At 54.6% G+C, this 22,496-nt stretch carries 21 protein-coding genes and 1 rRNA gene; 2 read left to right on the top strand and 20 right to left on the bottom strand.

Going from position 1 to position 22,496, the window contains the following annotated elements; genetic code table 11:
- Positions 1–113 (top strand): 5S ribosomal RNA (gene rrf / locus WFM46_RS13230); the annotation flags it as partial.
- Positions 114–215: 102 nt separating this feature from the next.
- On the opposite strand, the gene WFM46_RS13225 is transcribed toward rrf, so the two are convergent.
- The 7 genes from WFM46_RS13225 to WFM46_RS13195 form a co-directional block, all read right to left on the bottom strand.
- A complete protein-coding gene (locus WFM46_RS13225; protein WP_103177252.1) occupies positions 216–974 on the bottom strand; it encodes an amino acid ABC transporter ATP-binding protein in 759 nt (252 codons plus the stop codon).
- 7 nt (positions 975–981) lie between these two features.
- Positions 982–2,085, bottom strand: coding sequence for an amino acid ABC transporter permease (locus WFM46_RS13220; protein WP_336997792.1), 1,104 nt, complete (start codon positions 2,083–2,085; stop codon positions 982–984).
- 9 nt (positions 2,086–2,094) lie between these two features.
- Positions 2,095–3,276 carry an amino acid ABC transporter permease gene (locus WFM46_RS13215; protein WP_336997791.1) on the bottom strand — a complete coding sequence of 394 codons (1,182 nt, stop codon included), beginning with the start codon at positions 3,274–3,276 and terminating at the stop codon, positions 2,095–2,097.
- A 68-nt stretch (positions 3,277–3,344) separates the two neighbouring features.
- Entirely contained in the window at positions 3,345–4,370 is a 1,026-nt protein-coding gene (locus WFM46_RS13210; protein ID WP_336997790.1) for an amino acid ABC transporter substrate-binding protein, read from the bottom strand.
- 366 nt (positions 4,371–4,736) lie between these two features.
- Positions 4,737–4,958 (bottom strand): lipoprotein, encoded by a 222-nt coding sequence (locus tag WFM46_RS13205; RefSeq protein ID WP_114316555.1) that lies wholly within the window; start codon positions 4,956–4,958, stop codon positions 4,737–4,739.
- Between the two features lie 321 nt (positions 4,959–5,279).
- The gene (locus WFM46_RS13200; protein WP_336997789.1) at positions 5,280–8,390 is read right to left on the bottom strand and encodes an efflux RND transporter permease subunit; all 3,111 of its coding nucleotides are present in this window, start codon (positions 8,388–8,390) and stop codon (positions 5,280–5,282) included.
- Between the two features lie 10 nt (positions 8,391–8,400).
- Positions 8,401–9,540: an efflux RND transporter periplasmic adaptor subunit gene (locus WFM46_RS13195; protein WP_336997788.1), complete on the bottom strand. Its 1,140-nt coding sequence runs from the start codon at positions 9,538–9,540 to the stop codon at positions 8,401–8,403.
- Between the two features lie 395 nt (positions 9,541–9,935).
- Between WFM46_RS13195 and envR the strand changes: the two genes are divergently transcribed.
- Positions 9,936–10,574 carry an acrEF/envCD operon transcriptional regulator gene (envR, locus tag WFM46_RS13190; RefSeq protein ID WP_336997787.1) on the top strand — a complete coding sequence of 213 codons (639 nt, stop codon included), beginning with the start codon at positions 9,936–9,938 and terminating at the stop codon, positions 10,572–10,574.
- A gap of 10 nt (positions 10,575–10,584) precedes the next feature.
- On the opposite strand, the gene WFM46_RS13185 is transcribed toward envR, so the two are convergent.
- From WFM46_RS13185 to msrP, 13 genes are all read right to left on the bottom strand, one after another.
- Entirely contained in the window at positions 10,585–12,666 is a 2,082-nt protein-coding gene (locus WFM46_RS13185; RefSeq protein WP_336997786.1) for a putative bifunctional diguanylate cyclase/phosphodiesterase, read from the bottom strand.
- A 127-nt stretch (positions 12,667–12,793) separates the two neighbouring features.
- The gene (locus WFM46_RS13180) at positions 12,794–12,958 is read right to left on the bottom strand and encodes a DUF2556 family protein (protein ID WP_039030652.1); all 165 of its coding nucleotides are present in this window, start codon (positions 12,956–12,958) and stop codon (positions 12,794–12,796) included.
- 200 nt (positions 12,959–13,158) lie between these two features.
- A complete protein-coding gene (gene fis / locus WFM46_RS13175; RefSeq protein ID WP_000462905.1) occupies positions 13,159–13,455 on the bottom strand; it encodes a DNA-binding transcriptional regulator Fis in 297 nt (98 codons plus the stop codon).
- A gap of 23 nt (positions 13,456–13,478) precedes the next feature.
- Positions 13,479–14,444: a tRNA dihydrouridine synthase DusB gene (gene dusB, locus WFM46_RS13170; RefSeq protein WP_103177243.1), complete on the bottom strand. Its 966-nt coding sequence runs from the start codon at positions 14,442–14,444 to the stop codon at positions 13,479–13,481.
- Between the two features lie 329 nt (positions 14,445–14,773).
- Complete coding sequence (locus WFM46_RS13165; RefSeq protein WP_336997785.1) at positions 14,774–15,514, bottom strand: carbonic anhydrase; 741 nt, start codon at positions 15,512–15,514, stop codon at positions 14,774–14,776.
- A 142-nt stretch (positions 15,515–15,656) separates the two neighbouring features.
- Entirely contained in the window at positions 15,657–16,538 is an 882-nt protein-coding gene (gene prmA / locus WFM46_RS13160; RefSeq protein ID WP_180209668.1) for a 50S ribosomal protein L11 methyltransferase, read from the bottom strand.
- A gap of 11 nt (positions 16,539–16,549) precedes the next feature.
- Entirely contained in the window at positions 16,550–18,001 is a 1,452-nt protein-coding gene (gene panF, locus WFM46_RS13155; protein WP_336997784.1) for a sodium/pantothenate symporter, read from the bottom strand.
- A complete protein-coding gene (locus WFM46_RS13150; RefSeq protein ID WP_103177239.1) occupies positions 17,991–18,236 on the bottom strand; it encodes a YhdT family protein in 246 nt (81 codons plus the stop codon). The genes panF and WFM46_RS13150 overlap by 11 nt, the downstream gene beginning before the upstream one ends.
- 109 nt (positions 18,237–18,345) lie before the next feature.
- Complete coding sequence (accC, locus tag WFM46_RS13145; RefSeq protein ID WP_336997783.1) at positions 18,346–19,695, bottom strand: acetyl-CoA carboxylase biotin carboxylase subunit; 1,350 nt, start codon at positions 19,693–19,695, stop codon at positions 18,346–18,348.
- A gap of 10 nt (positions 19,696–19,705) precedes the next feature.
- Positions 19,706–20,176, bottom strand: a complete 471-nt coding sequence (gene accB, locus WFM46_RS13140) for an acetyl-CoA carboxylase biotin carboxyl carrier protein (RefSeq protein ID WP_103177237.1) — start codon at positions 20,174–20,176, stop codon at positions 19,706–19,708.
- A 22-nt stretch (positions 20,177–20,198) separates the two neighbouring features.
- Positions 20,199–20,651, bottom strand: a complete 453-nt coding sequence (aroQ, locus tag WFM46_RS13135; protein WP_159339874.1) for a type II 3-dehydroquinate dehydratase — start codon at positions 20,649–20,651, stop codon at positions 20,199–20,201.
- Between the two features lie 233 nt (positions 20,652–20,884).
- Positions 20,885–21,484, bottom strand: coding sequence for a protein-methionine-sulfoxide reductase heme-binding subunit MsrQ (gene msrQ / locus WFM46_RS13130; RefSeq protein ID WP_336997782.1), 600 nt, complete (start codon positions 21,482–21,484; stop codon positions 20,885–20,887).
- Complete coding sequence (msrP, locus tag WFM46_RS13125) at positions 21,485–22,486, bottom strand: protein-methionine-sulfoxide reductase catalytic subunit MsrP (protein ID WP_103177234.1); 1,002 nt, start codon at positions 22,484–22,486, stop codon at positions 21,485–21,487.
- Positions 22,487–22,496: the final 10 nt, after the last annotated feature.

The raw sequence follows: 22,496 nt of genomic DNA, 5'->3' as shown, positions 1-22,496 counted from the left end.
GGCGGCTGTAGCGCGGTGGTCCCACCTGACCCCATGCCGAACTCAGAAGTGAAACGCCGTAGCGCCGATGGTAGTGTGGGGTCTCCCCATGCGAGAGTAGGGAACTGCCAGACATCAATTAAGTGAAAAGGCCATCCGAAAGGATGGCCTTTTTGCATTTCTGCACCATAAAAAAACAGGGCCCGACGCGTACAGCGCCGCCGGGCCAATCAACATTAGTGGATAACCTGCGACAAAAACGCGCGCGTACGTTCTGATTTCGGGTGAGAGAAGAACTCTTCCGGCGGCGCCTGCTCAACAATTTCTCCGCGATCCATAAAGATCACCCGGTCCGCAACGGTTCTGGCGAAGCCCATCTCGTGCGTAACGCAGAGCATGGTCATTCCCGATTCCGCCAGGCCTATCATCGTATCCAGAACCTCTTTCACCATCTCGGGATCGAGTGCTGAAGTCGGCTCATCAAACAGCATAATTTTAGGTTTCATGCACAGAGAGCGGGCAATGGCCACGCGCTGCTGCTGCCCGCCCGAGATCTGCCCGGGAAACTTATGGGCGTGTTCAGCAATGCGTACCCGCTCCAGATAGTGCATGGCAAGTGCCTCAGCTTCTTTTTTCGGCATCTTACGGACCCAGACAGGCGCCAGGGTGCAGTTTTGCAGAACGGTCAGATGAGGGAACAGATTGAAATGCTGGAAGACCATGCCTACCTCCTGGCGGACACGCTCCACGTTGCGGATGTCGTCATTCAGCTCGATACCATCCACCACAATCCGGCCTTGCTGATGCTCTTCCAGATGGTTGATACAGCGGATCGTTGTTGATTTACCCGAGCCTGAAGGCCCGCAAAGGACGATGCGCTCGCCTTGCTTTACCTTCAGGTTAATGTCTTTCAAAACGTGAAATTGCCCGTACCACTTATTCACATTATCCAGGGTAATCATCGCGTCAGCGGGGGTCATAGTTATCTGGCTCATAGGTTCCTCAGTGCGGTGTACGCCCGGTGTTAAAGCGCTTTTCCAGATGCTGGCTGTAGCGCGACATGCTAAAACAGAAAATCCAGTAGATAAGTGCTGCAAAAACGTAGCCTTCTGTCGACATGCCCAGCCACGCCGGGTCGACGGTAGCCTGCTGCACGCTACTGAACAGATCGAATAATCCAATAATGATCACCAGACTGGTGTCCTTAAACAGCGCAATGATGGTGTTCACCAGACCCGGGATCACCAGCTTCAGCGCCTGGGGAAGGATCACCAGTCCCTGCGTTTTCCAGTAACCCAGCGCCAGCGATTCGGCTGCTTCATACTGGCCCTTGGGGAGCGCCTGCAATCCGCCGCGCACGACCTCAGCGACATAAGCAGACTGGAACAGAATGACGCCGACCAGGGCGCGGATCAGCTTGTCGATGGTAGTGCCTTCCGCCATAAACAGCGGCAGCATCACGGAAAACATAAAGAGCACGGTGATAAGCGGAACGCCGCGCCAGAACTCAATAAAAATTACCGAGAGGACGCGCACGACCGGCATGGTTGAGCGGCGACCCAGCGCCAGTAAAATCCCTAATGGCAATGCGCCGGCAATCCCTACCGAGGCGATAATGAGCGTCAGCGTCAGACCGCCCCACTGGCGGGTTTCAACGCGATCCAGCCCCAGTACGCCGCCATACAACAGCCCCCAGACGAGCAGGGGATAAATCACCGCCCAACAGGCGATGTATCGTCCCCGTTGGGGTAACTTCTTCCAGAACATGGGAACGACAGAGAGCAGCCCAATAACCAGCGCAAGGTTGATGCGCCAGCGCTGATCGTGGGGATAGAGCCCATACATAAACTGGCCGAAGCGCTGATGAATAAAGACCCAGCACGCTCCCTCTTTTGTGCAATCGGCGCGGGTGGTACCGATCCAGTTAGCCTGCAAAAATGCCCAGTTAATGAGCGGCGGGATAAGTTCCCACATCAGCCAGAAGCAGAACAGGGTGAGCAAACTGTTGCTCCAGCTGGAGAACAGGTTTTTACGAGCCCAGTTAATGATGCGTCCGTTGCCGGTTGTGGCCGGACGCGCAGGGTGAGACAAGACCGCTTTTGTCATCATGGTTCCTTAGCGTTCAACCAGCGCGATACGACGGTTGTAGATGTTCATCAACAGTGAAATGGTCAGGCTGATAATCAGGTAGACCGACATCGTAATGGCAATGGTTTCTATTGCCTGGCCGGTCTGGTTAAGAACGGTGCCGGCAAACAACGAGACCATATCGGGATAGCCGATCGCCGCCGCGAGAGAGGAGTTTTTCACGATGTTGAGATACTGGCTGGTCAGCGGAGGGATGATCACCCGTAGGGCCTGGGGAATGATGACCTGGCGCAGGGTGACGGGATTCGGGAGCCCAAGGGAGCGAGCAGCTTCATGCTGACCATGGGGAACGGCCTGAATACCGGCGCGAATAATTTCTGCGATAAAGGTCGAGGTATAGATGGAGAGCGCCAGCGTCAGGGCGGCCAGCTCCGGGATCAATACCATGCCGCCGCGGAAGTTAAACCCCTTTAGCTGCGGAACATCCCAGTGCATTGCCGGGCCAGCTATTGTATGCGCCAGCCACGGCAGGATCACTGCTAAAGCCAGGGTTACGGGCCAGGTGCGCCGTAGCTGCCCGGTTTTAATCTGATGCATGCGGTTGTAGCGAAACAGCGCAATGGAAATCAAGATGGCGCACGCCAGCGCGGCCAGCAATGCCAGCATCCCTTCGGCAATCTGCGGCGCGGGGATATAGAGACCGCGGTTGCTTAAAAAGGCCAGATCGAACGCATCCATCGCCTGACGGGGGCCAGGCAGATTGCGCAGGACGGCGAAATACCAGAAGAAGATCTGCAGCAGCGGGGGAATATTACGGAAGGTCTCGATATAAAACGTGGAGAGCTTACGCAGCAGCCAGTTATCCGAGAGACGCGCGAGTCCGAGGAAAAAGCCCAGCAGAGAAGCAAACAGAATGCATAAAGCTGAAACCAGCAGGGTATTCATCAGGCCGACAAGGAATACGCGGCCATAGGTATCGCCTTCACCGTAATCAATTAAGTGCTGAACAATGCCAAACCCTGCACTACGGTCAAGGAAGGCAAAGCCCGACGTAATGCCGCGTGTGCTGAGGTTGGTAACAGTGTTGTGGAACAGGTAGATCGCGACGGCCAGGACAGCGAGAACAGCGAGGATCTGAAACAGCCAGGCGCGAACCGCAGGATTAGAAAAGGAGAAAGCTCCTTTCAGGGCTAAGCGGCGATGGAACATATAAAACCTCGGGTAACCATGACTCTGGACTGGGCACTGCGCTGGCAGTGCCCGTTACAGCAAGATGCTTAGCGTACTGGCGGCGCGTACTGAATGCCGCCATTGTTCCAGAGGTTGTTCTGCCCACGGCTGATCTTCAGCGCGCTCTCAGATCCAACGTTACGCTCGAAGATCTCAGCGTAGTTACCCACCTTTTTAATGATGTTGTACGCCCATTTATTATCCAGCTTCAGATCCTTGCCGTAATCACCTTCCTTGCCCAGCAGATGGGCCATATCAGGCGTGGCCGGATTAGCCGCCTTCTCATCGACGTTCTTTGAGTTGACCCCCATCTCTTCCGCGTTGAGCATGGCGAACAGCGTCCAGCGAACAACAGCGTTCCATTCATCATCCCCGCGACGGACGACCGGCCCCAGCGGCTCTTTGGAGATCACTTCTGGCAGGACGATCCATTCCGCCGGATTGCTCAGCTTGATCCGCAGCGCATAGAGCTGAGACTGATCCGAGGCCAGGGTATCGCAGCGGCCGGACTCCAGCGCTTTGGCGGATTCGTCAGAGCGGTCAAAGGTCACTGGCGTATATTTCATGTTGTTGGCTTTGAAATAGTCGGCGACATTCAGTTCAGTATCAGTACCCGCCTGAATACAGACGGTGGCACCATCCAGCTCCTTCGCACTTTTGAGACCCGCTTTATTGTGCGTCAGGAAACCAATGCCGTCGTAATAGGTGACACCGGTAAAGGTCATTCCCATCCCGGCATCACGGGATGAGGTCCAGGTGGTATTACGCGAAAGCATATCCACTTCGCCGGATTGCAGGGCAGTAAAGCGCTCTTTCGCCGTCAGCGGGGTATATTTCACTTTGGTGTCGTCGCCGAATACCGCAGCGGCAACGCCACGGCACACGTCAACATCAATACCGGAGAACTTACCGTTGGCGTCTGCGTAAGAGAAACCCGGCAGACCGTCACTGATCCCGCATTGCACAAACCCTTTTTGTTTAACTGCATCCAGAGTGGCACCCGCCTGAACCTGGCCGGTCATTGCAATGAGCACACCTGCAGCGGCGAGGCTGGCCATCATCATCTTTTTCATAATGCATCCTGTGTAGCGAAAAATTATCGTTATAGTGAGGCGTTTATAAACGCTTTAACCTGTCTGTGGCTGTGGCCGACGTTAATAAAGCAAACGTAATGCCAGCTTTTGCTTTCAACGTCATAAGGGATTACACAACGCGTGAAGCAGGATGCAGGCAGTGATAATTAAATCGAGTGCCCTGAAATGGTGCGAAATTACAATCTGCGCCACAAATCAGAGCAAAATATGGATGGGTAAAGGAAGAAATAAAACGGAGGGTTAATAGCGGGAAAATAGAAACAAAATAAGATGTGAGCCCATTCAGGCTTATTTGTTCATCTGCAATGAAAAAGCAAAAGCGCGGACGGAACCGCGCTTTCTGGATTACTTGGACACGGCAATGATACCCAGTGTCAGGCCAGCTAAAGCCGCTGCGCCACCTGCGATTGCCCCCGCGGTTTCCCAGTTATCCTGCGTGGTGCCTTTCATACAGGTATTGGTGTGAACCAGTCTGCCCTGATCGTCGTATACCGGTACGCACGGTGAGTCATGTGCACAGCCCGCAAGCAACGTGGCAAGGAGTGCAACCGAAATGAATCTTTTCATGGTGTTACCTCAAAATGAAATCTAACTTTGCGATATAACCAGTAACGACTTCTGCAAAGCTGGAGGCTATTTTACCACCGCTTCAAATTCGCCATGAACGTCAATAATCTCAAATTATTTGGATTGTAAAAAATATGGAGAAACGGTCATTCTTGCCGGGCAATAATGGAGAGATTGAGGAGAGCGACAGAGTAAACAGTCAGGTGCTGAAATCGTGAGCAAACAATTTATTGGACCGCTAATCAATAAGGTAAATAAATAGTAAGGCTAACTCTCTGTTTATTATCATAAGAAAAGGCGCCGAAGCGCCTTTACCCATTACTATTCACGATGACGCGTAAAGCGTCGCCGTACTACCACAAAGAAGACCGGCACAAAGAAGATTGCCAGCAGGGTAGCTGAAAGCATACCGCCCATCACGCCGGTACCCACGGCGTTTTGCGCGCCGCTGCCCGCTCCGTGACTGATGATCAGCGGCAATACGCCAAGGATAAATGCCAGTGAGGTCATAAGGATAGGACGAAGACGCATGCGTGATGCCTCCAGCGTGGCTTCAATAATCCCTTTCCCCTCTTTCTCCATCAGATCCTTAGCAAATTCGACAATCAGGATGGCGTTCTTGGCCGACAGACCAATGGTGGTAAGCAGCCCCACCTGGAAGTAAACATCATTATTCAGCCCACGCAGGGAAGCGGCCAGCAGGGCGCCAACCACCCCTAATGGCACCACCAGCATCACCGAGAAAGGAATCGACCAGCTCTCATACAGCGCCGCCAGGCAGAGGAACACCACCACCAGCGAGATGGCATACAGGGCAGGCGCCTGGTTGCCGGAGAGCCGTTCCTGATAAGACATGCCTGTCCAGTCGTAACCGATGCCGGTTGGCAGTTTCGCCGCCAGTTTTTCCATTAGCACCATGGCTTCACCGGTACTCTTGCCGGGAGCGGCTTCCCCGAGGATCTCCATGGAAGGGCTGCCGTTATAGCGCTCCAGGCGCGGTGAGCCATAAATCCAGTGCGACTGGCTGAACGCGGAGAGCGGCACCATTTCACCGTTGGCGCTGCGGACATAGAGACGGTTAATATCCTCCGGCAGCATCCTGAAGTGGGCATCCGCCTGGACATAGACTTTCTTCACCCGGCCACGGTCGATGTAGTCATTGACATAGGTTCCCCCCAGCGCGGTGGAGATGGTCTGGTTGATGTCCGACACGCTCACGCCCAGCGCCTGCGCTTTTTCCTGATCGATATCCAGCTTGAACTGCGGGGTATCTTCCAGCCCATTGGGTCGCACACGCACCAGCATATCGGCGTGCTCTTTAATCATGCCCAGCAGCTGGTTTCGCGCCTGCGTCAGCTGGTTATGTCCCAGGTTGGCCTGGTCAATCAGTTCAAAATCGAAGCCCGTTGCGGTGCCGAGTTCGATAATGGCGGGCAGGTTGAACGGGAAGACCAGCCCGTCTTTGATCTGACTAAAGGCCCGTGTTGCCCGGCTGACGATGGCCCCAACGCTGTTTTCCGCACCCGGGCGCTCCTCCCAGGGCTTCAGGCTGATAAATGCTACCCCGGCGTTTTGACCCTGGCCGCTGAAGCTGAAGCCGTTAACGGTAAATACCGATTCTACGTTGGCCTTCTCATTGTTGAGGTAGTAGTGCTCAACCTGATCCAGCACCTTCTGGGTGCGGCTTTGCGTCGCGCCCGCCGGGAGCTGCACCATCGTCATAAACACGCCCTGATCCTCTTCCGGCAGGAACGAAGTAGGCAGACGCAGGAACAGTACCGCCATACCGCCCACTATAAGGATGTAGACCACCAGGTAGCGGCCCGTCTTACGCAGGATATGGCTGACGCTGTTGCTGTAATGGGCCACGCTTCTGTCGAACAGGGCATTAAACCAGCCGAAGAAGCCGCCTTTGTTCGCATGATGCTCGCTGGGGGCCTTTAGCAGGGTGGCACACAGAGCAGGGGTCAGGATCAGCGCCACCAGCACCGAGAGCGCCATCGCCGAAACAATGGTCAGAGAGAACTGGCGATAAATCGCCCCGGTGGAGCCGCCGAAAAAGGCCATCGGGATAAATACCGCTGAGAGCACCATGGCGATGCCGACCAGCGCCCCCTGAATTTGCGACATCGATTTTTGTGTCGCCTCTTTTGGCGGAAGCTTCTCCTCCACCATCACGCGCTCGACGTTCTCCACCACTACGATGGCATCATCCACCAGCAAGCCTATTGCCAGCACCATACCAAACATGGTCAGGGTGTTTATCGAGAAGCCAAACGCCGCCAGCACCGCGAAGGTGCCCAGCAGAACCACCGGTACGGCAATGGTCGGGATGAGCGTGGCCCGCAGGTTTTGCAGGAACAGGTACATCACGAGGAAGACGAGAATGATGGCTTCGAACAGCGTCTTGACCACTTCATGAATGGAGATCTTCACGAACGGCGTGGTGTCATAGGGGTAGACCACCTTCAGCCCCTGCGGGAAGAAGGCTTGCAGCTGCGCCAGTTTGCTTTTGATCGCCGCGGCGGTATCCAGCGCGTTGGCACCGGTAGCGAGCTTAATACCGAGCCCGGTCGCCGCCTGACCATTGATTTTGGTCACCATGTTGTAGTTTTCACCGCCTGGCGCAATGCGGGCGACATCTTTCAGATGCACCATCGACCCGTCCTGATTGACCTTCAGGGTGATGTTGCCGAACTCCTCTGCGGTTTTCAGGCGCGTCTGGGCGATGATGGAGGCGTTGAGCTGCTGGCCCGGCACCGACGGTGTTCCGCCGAGCTGACCGGCGGCAATCTGGTTGTTCTGCGTTTTTAACTGGTTAATCACGTCCAGCGGCGTCAACTGATAGGCGTTCAGCTTATTCGCATCCAGCCAGATACGCATCGCATACTGGGCGCCAAACAGTTGCACATCGCCCACCCCGGAGGTGCGGCTGATCGCATCCTTGACGTTAGAGGCGACATAGTCCGAGATATCGTCCTGGCTCAGGTTTTTATTGTCCGAGACAAAACCGGCCACCAGCAGGAAGCTGCTGCTCGACTTCTCCACGCTAATCCCTTGCTGCTGCACTTCCTGCGGCAGTAACGGCATGGCCAGCTGCAGCTTGTTCTGCACTTGTACCTGAGCAATATCCGGGTCGGTGCCTGACTGGAAGGTCAGGGTAAGGGTGACGCTGCCCGCTGAATCGCTGGTGGAGGACATGTACATGAGGTTATCGATACCGTTCATGTTCTGCTCGATAACCTGGGTCACCGTATCCTGCACCGTCTGGGCATCCGCGCCGGGGTAGGTCGCCGAGATCGCTACGGCAGGCGGCGCAATGGTGGGATACTGCGCCACCGGCAGCTTCAGGATCGCAAGCCCACCCGCCAGCATCAGGATAATGGCCAGCACCCACGCAAAGATTGGGCGCTGAATAAAGAAGTTAGCCATGCTCTGTTCCTTATCCCACTTTCTGCGCAGCGGTATCCGGCGTCGCCACCACCGCGACGCCAGGACGCACTTTCTGCAGCCCGCTGATAATCACCCGGTCGCCTTCCTGTAAGCCGTCTGTAATCAGCCATTGATCGCCAATCGCCTGAGGGGCGACAACGTTACGGGCTTCAACCTGGTTTTTACTGTTGACCACCATCACGCTGGCATCACCGCGCGGGGTTCGCGTAACGCCCTGTTGCGGAACCAGAATGGCGTGCGGCTGGGTGCCTTCGTTAATACGCGCGCGGACAAACATGCCGGGCAGCAGGATATGTTGCGGGTTGGGGAAGATAGCCCGCAGGGTGATGGAGCCGGTGCTCTCATCCACGGTGACATCCGAGAATTGCAGCGATCCTTTTAGTGGATAGGGCTGACCATTCTCCATCAGCAACTGTACGCTGCGGGTGCCTTCGCCGGTCTGCAGGCTGGACTGCTTGAGACGCATAAAATCATTGCTGGACTGGGTGACATCGACATAAATCGGATCAAGCTGCTGAACCGTTGCCAGCGCCGTGGCCTGTCCGTTCGCAACCAGGGCCCCTTCGGTGACGCTGGATTTACCGATCCGCCCGCTGATAGGTGACGTCACTTTGGTGTACGCAAGATTGATGCGCGCGGTTTCGACGGCGGCTTTGGCCGCAATCACCGAGGCATCAGCCTGACGGGCGTTCGCCACTGACTGATCGTACTCCTGTTTGCTGACGTACTGTGTGCCGACCAGAGGTAAATAGCGTTTTACCGTCAGGTGAGCAATGCTGGCGGCTGCCTGGGCTTTGGCCAGCTCGCCCGACGCACTATCAAATGCGGCCTGATAGGAGGCGGGATCGATCTGATACAGCGACTCGCCAGCTTTTACGTCGCTGCCTTCAGTAAAGTTGCGCTTCAGCACAATGCCACTGACCTGCGGGCGAACCTCGGCGACGCGGTAAGCATCGGTCCGGCCAGGCAGTTCGGTGGTCACCTCCAGCGGCGCACTTTTCACGACATGCACCACGACCTGTGGAGTCGGCGGCTGCTGCGCCTGGCCTGCATGATCATCACAACCCACAAGCAATGCGGCACCGATGATAAAACCGGATAAGGGTAAAAACCTGAAATTAGGCGTCATGACTATTCCTTCAAGATCATCAATCCGCATTCACCGACAAGGGTTATGCGTTAAGGAGAGGTAAAACGGAAAACGGCGGGCGCAATAATAAAGAATGACCGTGCGGGTTTTTGATTTATAAGTGCGGAGAATGAACTGAGGATAAAAAAAAGAGCAGCAAGTGAGCGTAAAGAATGATATAGCACGTCCGGCTATGTATTGCTGGCCGTTTTGCTTTAGATGAATTCATGTTTTTTGTGAATTAAATGCATGGCAAGTATCATCGCGGTTTATAAGTTAGGCAGGTTAACTTTTTTTGTTCATATTTATTTTTCTGACTGATGGATAATTCCTGCTCCGACGATTGTCGTCATTGTTTTATAAAAGTAACCAATCCGTTAAATGAGTGATTTTCTATGGCGCGCAAAACCAAAGCTGAGGCGCAGAAGACACGCCAGTTATTGATTGAGGCGGCAATAGAGCAGTTTGCCATGCGGGGGGTCGCCAACACGACGCTGACGGATATCGCCGATGCCGCCTGCCTGACACGGGGGGCCGTTTACTGGCATTTCGCCAGTAAAGCCGAGATATTTAACGCTATCTGGCAGGAGCAACGCCCGCTGCGCGAGATTATTCGCGGTCAACTGTCGCAGGCGGAAGAGAGCGATCCATTATTAATTTTGCGTGAGCAGTTTGTTACTGCTTTGCAATATATTGCCCGGGACAGACGCCAGCGGACCTTATTGCAGATCCTGTATCACAAATGTGAATTTGATGAGGATATGATCTCAGAAAATCAAATTCGTGAAAGGATCGGGTTCAATTATGAAAACGTCCGTGAAATATTGCAGAGAGGCATTATGCTTGGCAGCATCTCCGCGCAGATCAATATCGACACGACGTTAATTGTTTTCCATGGCTTTTTTTGCGGGCTGATTAAAAACTGGTTAATGAGCCCGGAACACCTGGATCTCTACCGGCAGGCCCCGGAACTGGTCGATAATATCCTCTCAACGTTGCCGCTAGCCCACAGAGAATACGACACCGCCTCATAGCGGCATCGCGTCAGATTTGCTGGGTCAGCATGGCCTGCGGATCGTGGCTCAGCGCGTTGACAGCTTGCGCCGTGACGGGTTTACCCAGCAGATAGCCCTGTAGCGTATTACATCCCAGACTGGTCAAAAAGGTCTGCTGCTCCTCGGTTTCGACCCCTTCGGCAACCACCTTCAGGTTGAGCGTTTTTGCCAGCGCAACAATGGCGGATACGATGGTCGCATCATCACCCGTGCTGTTGAGATCTTTCACAAACGCCCGATCAATTTTTAGCTCACAGGCGGGCAACTTTTTCAGGTAGAGCAGGCTGGAATAGCCGGTGCCAAAATCATCGATCGAGGCTTTTACTCCGGCCTGAGTTAACTCAGTCAGCACCCGGACGCTCTCATCGGGGTTATTCATGGCCGTGGTTTCGGTCACTTCCAGAATCAGGGTATGCGGCGGAATACGGTGTCGTGCCAGGCTGCCCATCACCGTCTCCACCAGCTGGGGCTGTTCAAACTGCAGCGTAGAGAGGTTCACCGCCATCGACCATTCAGTATGGCCGTTAAGATGCCATTCGCGTAGCTGGCGGCACGCTTCATCAATTACCCAGTTGCCGATAGGAATAATCAGCCCGCTTTTCTCCGCCAGCGGCAGAAACTGGTCGGGGGATAACAAGCCCTGGACAGGATGTTGCCAGCGCAGCAGGGCTTCAAAGCCGACAATGGGGCCCACCGGCGCCTGGAACTTAGGCTGATAAACCAGATGCAACTCCTTGCGCTCCAGCGCCAGCCACAGATCGTTCATTAGCTGTAGCTGATTTTGCGCCAGGGTATTCATCGACGGCTGGAAGAAGTGGTAGCCGTTACGCCCCATGTGCTTGGTGTGATACATCGCCGCATCGGCGTTGAACATCAGTTCGCGCTGGTTTTTGCCATCATGGGGATAAATAGCGATGCCCACGCTGAGGGTCACTACCACATCATACAGCTCAAGGCTGAAGGGTTGGTCGACGACATGCACCAGCGCGCTGGCGAGCGATGCGGCGTCGTTCGGGGAGTCGATCTCGGCCAGCAGCACAAACTCGTCGCCACCAATACGGGCGAGAGTGTACTGGCCCTTCAGGGGCTGTTCCAGAGGCTCCGTCACGGCAACCAATAGCTTATCGCCCGTATCATGGCCGTAGGCATCGTTAACAGCTTTGAAGCCATCCAGATCCATAAACAGCAGGGCAAACAGTTTGCCTTCGCGATCGGCTTTGTTAATTGCCTGCTCGAGGCGATCTTCCAGCAGCACGCGGTTCGGCAAGCGGGTCAGCGTATCGTGCAGCGCCAGCTGGGCCAGTTCGCGGTTGGCTTCCGCCAGCGATGAAGCGAGAAGGGAGGTGCGGGCCTGCAGCCGGGCATCAAACATAGAAACCAGCAGCGTTATACCCAAGATAGAGAGCGCCACAACGCTCACCAGCACCGCCAGCCAGCTGCCGTTCACCCCCTGATGATGCATGTGCACCTGAAGCGGAAACTGGGCCGCTTTCATGCCGGTATAGTGCATGCCGGCAATCGCGATGCCCATCAGCACCGCAGCGCCCGCACGCATCAGCGCGACCTGGGCGGCATCCCGCCGTAAACGGAACGTCAGCCACAGGGCGGCCAGCGAGGCGAGGAGAGCGATAACCACCGACAGCGCAACCCAGCGCATATCCCAGACGATAGCGGGCGCTACCTGCAGGGCTTTCATGCCGGTGTAGTGCATCGCCACGATGCCCGCTCCCAGAATCACCGCGCCGGTAAACAAGCGACGTCTGCGTAAGTGGTCGCGGCTCACCAGCCAGAGGGCAAACAGTGAGGCGCCAATAGCGATCAGCATGGAAAGGGCGGTTTTTGGCAGGTCGTAGTTCATCCGCATGGAGATATCCATCGCCAGCATGCCGATAAAATGCATAGCCCATATCCCGATACCCATGGCGATCCCCCCGCCCGTCAGCCAGTTATGTGCCGCGACGCCGGTACTGCCGGCAACCCGTCCCGCCATATTCAGCGCGGTATAGGATGCAAGAATGGCGACAACAAAGGAGATAACCACAAGAAGTTGGTCGTATTGGCTAACCAGCATGATCTCATCAACTCATACGCAGTGGGGTATTACGTGATACCGGGTGAGACGGGCTGAGACATTATCATCCAATAAAGATGCCTCAAAGGTTTTTAAAACCGCACATTTTTCGAGGAAAAGCAGGGGCTTAATCTAGATCCGAGCAATTAACCAGCTTAAGCGGATTAACCGAATTCATGTTGCGGCATTGGTCCGTTTCCGTAGACATCAACTCAATCCACTGCATTAACAGCGCATCGAAAAGGAAAACGCTAATCGCGAAGACGACTAACCACCAATACTTACGGATCATTCGGAATTTCCGGGGACAATCGACAAGAGTGCAGGAAATATACACGAAAAATAGCGGCTGAGAAGTGGGCTGAGAGATGTTTACGTTTCGGGAGATAACGAGGGGGTGGAGAACAAAAAACAGGGGAACGACAGGCATAAAAAAAGGCGCTTCCCCATGCCGGTTCGCGCCTTTTTAAACAAGCATTTAGCTAATCGAAATTAGTTCATGCCGTATTTTTTCAGTTTCTTACGCAGCGTACCACGGTTGATGCCCATCATCAGAGCAGCACGGGTCTGGTTACCGCGGGTGTATTGCATCACCATGTCCAACAGGGGCTGTTCAACTTCAGCCAGTACCAGCTCATACAGGTCGTTAACGTCCTGACCATTCAGTTGAGCAAAATAGTTCTTCAGTGCCTGTTTAACCGAGTCACGCAGGGGCTTTTGAGTTACCTGGTCCTGAGAGTTAACGGTGGAAACGGTCAGTACGTCAGAATTTACGCGTTGTTCGAACATAGTTCTGTCAGCTCTTTATTTCATTACGCAAGATTTTCGAAGTATGCCTCCAACGCCTCCAGCTGTTCGCTGGCATCCTCTATGGCGTTGAATGTGCGCCGAAACTGGTCATCCGGAGCGTGTTCCTGGAGATACCAGGATACGTGTTTACGCGCGATTCGGTACCCTTTAGCCTGACCATAAAAGTCATGCAGTTCCCGAATATGCGCGCATAGCAAGTGCTTAACCTCTGCCAGCGGCAGCGGGGCAAGCAGCTCCCCAGTGTCCAGATAATGCTGGATTTCCCGAAAGATCCAGGGTCTTCCCTGAGCCGCACGTCCTATCATCAGAGCATCAGCCCCTGTATAGTCGAGCACAGCTCTGGCTTTAAGCGGGTCAGTAATGTCGCCATTCGCGATAACCGGAATGGAAACTTTCTGCTTAACTGCCCGAATGCTGTCGTATTCAGCTTCACCGTTGAACAAACAGGCGCGGGTGCGTCCATGTATGGTCAGGGCCTGAATGCCACAGTCTTCGGCCAGTTGGGCAATCTCTACACAGTTACGGTGATCCGGCGACCAACCCGTGCGAATCTTTAACGTAACAGGAACGTCCACTGCGCTGACAACCGCGGTCAGGATCGACTTCACCTGATCGGGGTATTGCAGAAGGGCTGAACCTGCAAGCTTGCGATTCACCTTTTTGGCCGGGCATCCCATATTGATATCAATAATCTGGGCGCCACTTTCCACGTTGATACGCGCGGCATCTGCCATCTCTTCAGGCACGCTCCCGGCGATTTGCACGGTGCGGATACCTGGTTCGTCAATGTGCACCATCCGAAGACGGGATTTATCGCTTTCCCAAACCTGCGGGTTAGACGACATCATCTCTGAAACGGTTAATCCTGCTCCCATCTCATAACACAGCGTCCTGAATGGTCGGTCGGTAATACCTGCCATAGGTGCTGCGATCAGGCGATTTCTGAGCTGGTGGTTTCCGATACGCATGAGTTAAGAAATGACCATACTGTGACTGCAAGGCGGCGTATCTTACGCATTTTTTGCACGAGATGAAAGGCCAAACTTTGAACAATCCACTGCGGTAGATCAATGAATCGCCGCTCTATTACTCCCGTTGAATTTATTCATCATTTAAATCATTGGGTTAGCGCGGGCGTGTTGTTTCGTTGGGTGTAACATTTTCCCGTAACTTCTTATCGTTTCTGATAAATGAATTGGTTATTCGGGATAATCTGCTGTTTTTAACAGCAGATTATCCCGCTTCTTTGCGATCCAGGTCGCATTTTAGAACATGATATCAGGATGAAAAGCGAGCGTTATTCCACGACAGTACGGCCATGTAATGGTTGTACCGGGCGATTATTATCGTGGTGCATAGTTCGTGTAAATTTTTCCAGCTGGGCTACAGACAATGTGAGCGGGTGTTGCATGACAATCCAGATCACCCCCTCTGAGCAGGGTGGCGTGGTTAAGGAACCGCTATAACGCCAGTACGTTTTCTCGTGTGGCAAGAGTTTGTTCAGGTCCAGATGCGTAGTAAGGGGGGTACTTTGCTCCGCCTTCTGCGGCATGACGCTCCACAATTTGTCCAGTTCGGCGTTCGCCTTGCCTGTGTTGAACATGACGGCCACAACCGCTATCTCACCTGCTGCGTTTTTATGAACCAGATGCATCTCCAGCGCGAACTTTTTACCGTGGATCATGTTTTCGGCGGGGGCATGGAAGTGGAATTGTTGCAGTGTCCAGGCCTGATTATCCAGGGTAATGGTGTCTTTTGTACCGTCTTTCTCGCCAGCCTGAATAGTGTGCCCATTATTCGTTAACATTACCGGACCGTCGGAATAGTGGGTTGCAAGGGGAAGAATATGTGCTTTGAGGGTTTGTTCGATGTTGATCGGCGACTGGTACATACCGGTCTGGCAGGTTTTGAAGTTACTGTCTATCTCTCCCCAATGCTCGGGGGCTCCTTCGCCTTCATAGCTCCAATGGGACGCCCATGCTGAGACTGACATTAAGCTGAGGACAAGTACCGCCGCCTTACTAACGTAAGCTTTCATTATATTCTCCTTATAAATGGTAATGAGTAAAATAATAAATAAAAACAATTAGTTATTACTATTTTACAGGAGAATTAATTCGGGAAAGAGTGTTATTGCGGGTAAAAAAATAGCGTGGCCAGGGATGACCACGCTGGAGTGATTACTTCTTACAACCTGTTATGCGACACCACTCCTCTTTCTCCACGACCGGATCAAGAGTGAACAGCTCGGCGTAGGCTTCGCATACGCTTTCAGCCTGGCTGGCAAGGATACCGGAAAGGCCCAGCAGACCCCCCTCAACGGGCAGCACACTGATTAGCGGCGCCAGTTCCCGTAACGGGCCAGCCAGAATGTTAGCGACCACGACATCGGCTTTCATGGCTTGCGGCTGGTCATCCGGCAAATAGAGCTCAAGGCGATCGGAGACACCGTTGCGTTCAGCGTTGTCGCGACTGGCCTGAATCGCCTGCGGATCGATATCGATCCCAATCGCTTTTGCGGCGCCCAGCTTCAGTGCGGCAATGGCGAGGATCCCGGAGCCGCAACCAAAGTCGATTACCGTCTTGCCGTCCAGATCCAGACCATCCAGCCACTGCAGGCACAAAGAGGTGGTCGGGTGGGTACCGGTACCAAATGCCAGGCCCGGATCGAGCATCACATTTACCGCATTTTCATCCGGCACGTCGCGCCAGCTCGGGCAGATCCACAGACGCTTGCCGAACTGCATCGGGTGGAAGTTATCCATCCATTCGCGCTCCCAGTCTTTATCCTCCAGCTGCTCGATCTTATGCGCGAAGCCTGCACCCAGCAGCGGATGATTTTCCAGAATGGCCACAACCTCGGCCATGTCGGTTTCGGCATCAAACAGACCGATGACATCGGTATCGCCCCACAGACGCGTTTCACCCGGCAGCGGTTCAAACACCGGCGTGTCATGCGTGTCCTGGAAGGTGATGGAGACCGCTCCGGCCTCCATCAACGCATCGCTCATCTCTTCGGCGTTGGCGCCGGTCGTATTCAGTTTTAGTTGGATCCACGGCATGGCAAAACTCTTTATTTATCAGTAGAAATGACGGCGGTCTGCGGAGCGGGTTGACCGAAACGGTTCCCCACCACAAACGCCAGCAAACTTAGCAGTAACGAAGGCACAATCGGATGGAAGCCCAGATACTGAATTTTAAAGGTGGCGAGCACGGCATAGAGCATGCCGCCGACAATCATCGCGCTCAGCGCACCGGCTGCATTGGCGCGCTCCCAGTAGAGGCCAAGCACCAGCGGCCAGAGGAACACCGCTTCCAGCCCACCGAACGCCAGCAGGTTGAGCCAGATGATCATCTCCGGCGGTCGCCACGCGGCCAACAGCAGCAACGCACCCAGAACCAGGGTGATCGCGGCTGACATCCGCTTCAGGCGGCGCTCGTTGTTCATCTGCTCAGGATGAATATTCAGATAGAGATCTTTTATGATCGTAGCGGAACTTTGCAGCAGTTGAGCATTAATTGTCGACATGATCGCCGCCATTGGCGCAGCAAGGAAGATCCCGGCAGCAAACGGCGGCAGCACTTTCACCATCAGGGTAGGGATCACCAGATCCGGCACGGTTAAGTCAGGTATTACCGCCCGGCCCAGCGCGCCTGCAAGGTGCATACCGAACATCAGGATCGCCACCACGACAGTGCCGATGACAATCCCACGGTGTACCGCCTTGCTGTCTTTATAAGAGATGCAGCGCACGGCGGTATGGGGTAAACCAATCACCCCGAAGCAGACCAGCACCCAGAAGGAGGTCATAAAGGTTGGCGACAGAATGTCGTCAGCACCCTGCGGCGAAACCAGTTTCGGATCGATGGCTTGCAGTGTCTCCACCGCGTGGCTTAACCCGCCCGCGGCATGCACCACGCCCACCAGCAGCACAAGGGTGCCGACCAGCATCACCATGCCCTGCAGCGTGTCATTGAGCACGCTGGCGCGGAAGCCGCCAAAGGCGGTATAGAGCGCAATACTGACCCCAAAAATCAGCAGGCCCGTTTCATAGGGAATACCGGCTGCGGTCTCAAGGAGACGCGCGCCGCCGATAAACTGCACGGTCATGGCACCCACGAAGGCCACCAGCAGGCTCAGGCTGGCCAGCCAGACCAGCAGGCGGCTCTGGTAGCGGGCAAAGAGCATGTCATTGAGAGTGACGGCGTTATAGCGACGCGCCAGGATAGCGAATTTTTTCCCCAGAATGCCCAGCGAGAGCCAGATGGCGGGCAGTTGGATCATCGCCAGCAATACCCAGCCCAGCCCATATTTATAGGCCGCGCCCGGGCCGCCAATGAAAGAGCTGGCGCTGATATAGGTGGCGGTCAGGGTCATCGCCAGCACAATACCACCCATCGAGCGGCTGCCAAGAAAATACTCGTTCAGGAACGTGCCCGTTGTCCGTTTGCGCATGGCGTAAACAGAGAGGCCAAAAACAATAAAAAGATACGCGACGAGGGGCAGGATCACTTCAAGCTGCATTATCGTCATCCTCCAGCGGAATATCGCGATAGATGAATTTCACCATCGCCCAGCAGAGCAGAATAAACACCAGCGGGATGAGCAGGCAGGCCATCTCAAACCAGTGAGGCAGACCGGTGATCCCGATTGCAGAGCCAGGTAAGTAAGCGGCCACTAACCATGCCGCGAGATAGAGAAGGGTTAACCACAGCGCCCAGCGCGCTTCTTTATGGGCCTGAACAAAACGTTTGTCCATTTTTTGTCCCTTGTGGAAAAAGAAAGCGGGGATTGTACCTTATGGGGCCTGGCGATCCCCAGAAATAAAAAAAGGCCGGATTAACCGACCTTTTTACGCTTATGCAGGCTTATTTTTCATTAAGACCGAGTTTTTTCTCCAGATAGTGGATGTTGGTTCCACCATGCTGGAAGTTCTCGTCGCTCATGATACGCATCTGTAGATCAACGTTAGTTTTGATGCCGTCGATGATCAGCTCCTGCAGGGCGTTCTTCATGCGGGCAATCGCCACATCACGGGATTCGCCGTAGCAGATCAGCTTGCCGATCATTGAGTCATAGTACGGCGGTACGGTGTAACCGGCGTAGATATGAGACTCCCAACGCACACCAAAACCACCCGGCGCGTGGAAACGCGTGATTTTACCCGGGCTTGGCAGGAAGGTGTTTGGGTCTTCGGCGTTAATACGGCATTCCACCGCATGGCCTTTGACAATCACTTCTTCCTGCTTGATGGAGAGCGGCTGGCCCGCAGCGATACGCAGCTGCTCTTTGATCAGGTCAACGCCGGTGATCATTTCGGTAACCGGGTGTTCAACCTGAATACGGGTGTTCATCTCGATGAAGTAGAACTCGCCGTTTTCGAACAGGAACTCGAAAGTACCCGCCCCGCGATAGCCGATATCCACACAGGCTTTGGCGCAACGCTCGCCGATGTAGCGACGCAGCTCCGGCGTGATGCCTGGTGCTGGTGCCTCTTCGACCACTTTCTGGTGACGACGCTGCATGGAGCAGTCGCGTTCTGCCAGATAGATAGCGTTACCCTGACCGTCAGCCAGCACCTGAATTTCGATGTGGCGTGGGTTTTCCAGGTACTTCTCCATGTAGACCATGTCGTTGTTAAACGCGGCTTTCGCTTCCGCTTTGGTCATGGAGATAGACTGGGCCAGTTCGGCATCGCTGCGCACAACGCGCATACCGCGACCGCCGCCGCCGCCGGACGCTTTGATGATAACCGGGTAGCCAATGCGCTTTGCATGGGCGCGGTTAGCATCCATATCTTCGCCCAGTGGGCCGTCGGAACCTGGTACGGTCGGTACGCCCGCTTTCTTCATTGCGGTGATCGCAGACACTTTGTCGCCCATCAGACGAATGGTGTCAGCTTTCGGGCCGATGAAGATAAAGCCAGAGCGTTCAACCTGCTCAGCAAAGTTGGCGTTCTCAGAGAGGAAGCCGTAACCCGGGTGAATAGCCACCGCGCCGGTGATTTCAGCGGCGCTGATGATGGCCGGGATGTTGAGATAGCTTTTGACGGACGGAGCCGGGCCAATACAGACCGTCTCATCCGCCAGTAATACGTGTTTCAGATCGCGGTCCGCGCTTGAGTGCACAGCGACGGTCTTGATGCCCAGCTCTTTACAGGCACGAAGGATTCGCAGGGCAATCTCGCCACGGTTAGCGATAACAATTTTATCCAGCATGTTCGCCTCGTTACTCGATGACGACCAGCGGCTCGTCAAATTCAACCGGCTGACCACTTTCGACCAGAATCGCTTTCACAGTACCTGATTTGTCTGCTTCGATCTGGTTCATCATTTTCATGGCTTCAACGATGCACAGGGTATCGCCCACGTTAACTTTCTGGCCCACTTCGATGAACGCTTTCGCGTCCGGGCTCGGGGTGCGGTAGAAAGTACCAACCATTGGGGAACGTACGATGTGGCCACTGATTTCCGCTGCTGCTGGCGCTTCCATTGCTGGAGCCGCTGTTGGCGCGACAGCGTTAGACAGCGCTGGCTGCTGCATCATTGGTGCAGCATAAGCTTGTTGCATAACCGGGAAGCCTGCGTTTGGCGCTGCACGACTGATGCGTACAGACTCTTCGCCTTCAGAAATTTCCAGTTCGGAGATGCCTGATTCTTCAACCAGCTCGATCAGTTTTTTAATCTTACGAATATCCATGAGTGGGTTCCGTACTCTTTGTTTAGTGTGATTGTGACAGGCGTTTTACCGCTGTCTGTAAAGCGAATGAATAACCGTCAGCCCCCAGTCCACAGATGACGCCAGTGGCGATATCCGACAGGTAGGAGTGGTGGCGGAACGGCTCCCGCGCATGCACGTTGCTGAGGTGGATCTCGATGAACGGGATGCTCACTGCCAGCAGCGCGTCGCGAATAGCAACACTGGTGTGCGTAAACGCGGCCGGATTGATCAGGATATAGTCTGTGGTCTCTTTAGCCTGATGAATTCGGTCGATGAGTGCGTACTCCGCGTTCGACTGAAAATGGTCAAGTTCCACATTCAGCGCCGCTGCTTCGCTACCCAGACGTGTAACAATATCGGTGAGCGTCAGCGTGCCGTACTTCTCGGGTTCACGGGTGCCGAGCATATTCAGGTTCGGTCCGTTTAAAACTAAGATGTGAAACTTGTCAGCCATTGTGCCGCTATCTCCTGCGATTCTCCGGTAAAAAACAAAATATACCTTCGATGCACGATTGTCACCCTCTCAGGCTACGAAAAACCCGTCGGGGAGACCAAAGTGGCACATTATAACGATTTCGTAGCATTTGGCAGCTAAATACTGGTCTTATCAGGGAAGATTATCAACAGCATTCGGATAAATGCCCAGGAAGGTTAAACGATCTGCGGGGATACGCACGTTTTCGTTCACTATCGCCACCACTGGCGAAACTTCTTATAACGCCATGCCAGAAGCCCTAAAGCCAGTACCCCGTAGATGATCGGCTGTGGCGAGAGAATTTTCACTGACCAAAGGTAGTGGACGGGGGCCAGGATCGCGACAAGATAAACGAAATTATGCAGAAGTTGCCAGCGCCTCCCCAGTTTTCGCTGGGCATATTGGGTAGAGGTGAGGGTTAAAGCCAGCAAAATTATCCAGCTGACGATCCCGAGCGTCAGGTATGGACGGGTCACCAGTTCGCTTCCCAGCAGGGCCAGATTGTTGATGCCCAGCTCCAGTAACGCATAGCTGGTGAGGTGTAACGTCGCCCAGGCGAAGCACCATAGCCCCAGAAGGCGACGGGTGCGGATCAGCAGCGGCTGTTTTGCATAGCGCGCCAGCGGTGAAACCAGCAGAGTCGCCAGTAAAAATTTCAGCGCCGTCCGGCCAGTAAAGTGCTGGATATCTTTAGCCGGGTCGGCGCTAAAGCCGCCATGACTGGCGGCCCAGAAGAGCCATATAAAAGGAAGTAACCCTGCAAGATGCAGGGCGACCTTCAGCCAGGTAATCTGTTTTGCCGTCAGACGCACTTAGAAAAACTCCTTCAAATCGAGGCCGCGGTAGAGCGAGGCCACCTGGTCGGCATAGCCGTTAAACAGCAGCGTGGGCTGGCGCTTCACATCCAGCGCGCCGCCTGAGCCTATAAAGCGTTCGGTAGCCTGCGACCAGCGCGGGTGATCGACGTGCGGGTTCACGTTGGCGTAAAAACCGTACTCGTCTGGAGCGGCAAGGTTCCAGGTGGTAGGCGGGCGCTCGCGGGTCAGCTTGATGCTGACAATCGATTTGATCCCCTTGAAGCCATACTTCCACGGTACGGTCAGGCGGATGGGTGCGCCGTTTTGCGGTGGCAGGGCTTTGCCATACACACCTACGGTGAGCAGCGTAAGCGGGTGCATGGCCTCGTCAATGCGCAGCCCTTCCACGTAAGGATAATCGAGTCCGCCGCCAATAAACCGATCTTTCTGGCCAGGCATGATATCCGGGGCGTAAAGGGTCTGGAAGGCGACATACTTCGCATTGCTGGTGGGCTCTACCAGCGCCAGCAGTTTATGCAGCGGAAAACCTATCCACGGCACCACCATCGACCAGGCCTCAACGCAGCGCATACGGTAAATTCGCTCTTCCAGCGGAAAACGGTTAGTCAGGTCGTCGTAATCAAGGGTCAGCGGTTTTGCCACTTCGCCGTCGATTTTCAGCGTCCAGGGATTGGTCTTCAGGCTGCCGGCGTTGGCGGCAGGATCGGCTTTATCGAGGCCAAACTCATAGAAGTTGTTATAGCCCGTCACTTTCTCTTCAGGCGTCTTCGCAAGCTGGCTTTGCCACTGGGCAGGTTGGGTAAAGGTGAGCGGTTTTCCGGGTGGCGCTTTTGGGCGATCGTTGCCCTTGAACCAGTCCAGCAGGTCGGCCTGGGCGAGAGGCGAAAGGGTCAGCGCACCAGCGCCGATCCCCAGCATCTTCAGGATCTGGCGGCGCTTGAGCATAAAAACGGATTCCGCGGTGATATCGGCTTCCGTCAGGGGTTTCACTTTCATGGCATCCTCC

The sequence above is a fragment of the Leclercia sp. M50 genome (assembly GCF_037150775.1).
Classification (GTDB): Bacteria; Pseudomonadota; Gammaproteobacteria; order Enterobacterales; family Enterobacteriaceae; genus Enterobacter.
This window is presented reverse-complemented; position numbering and strand designations above follow the sequence as displayed.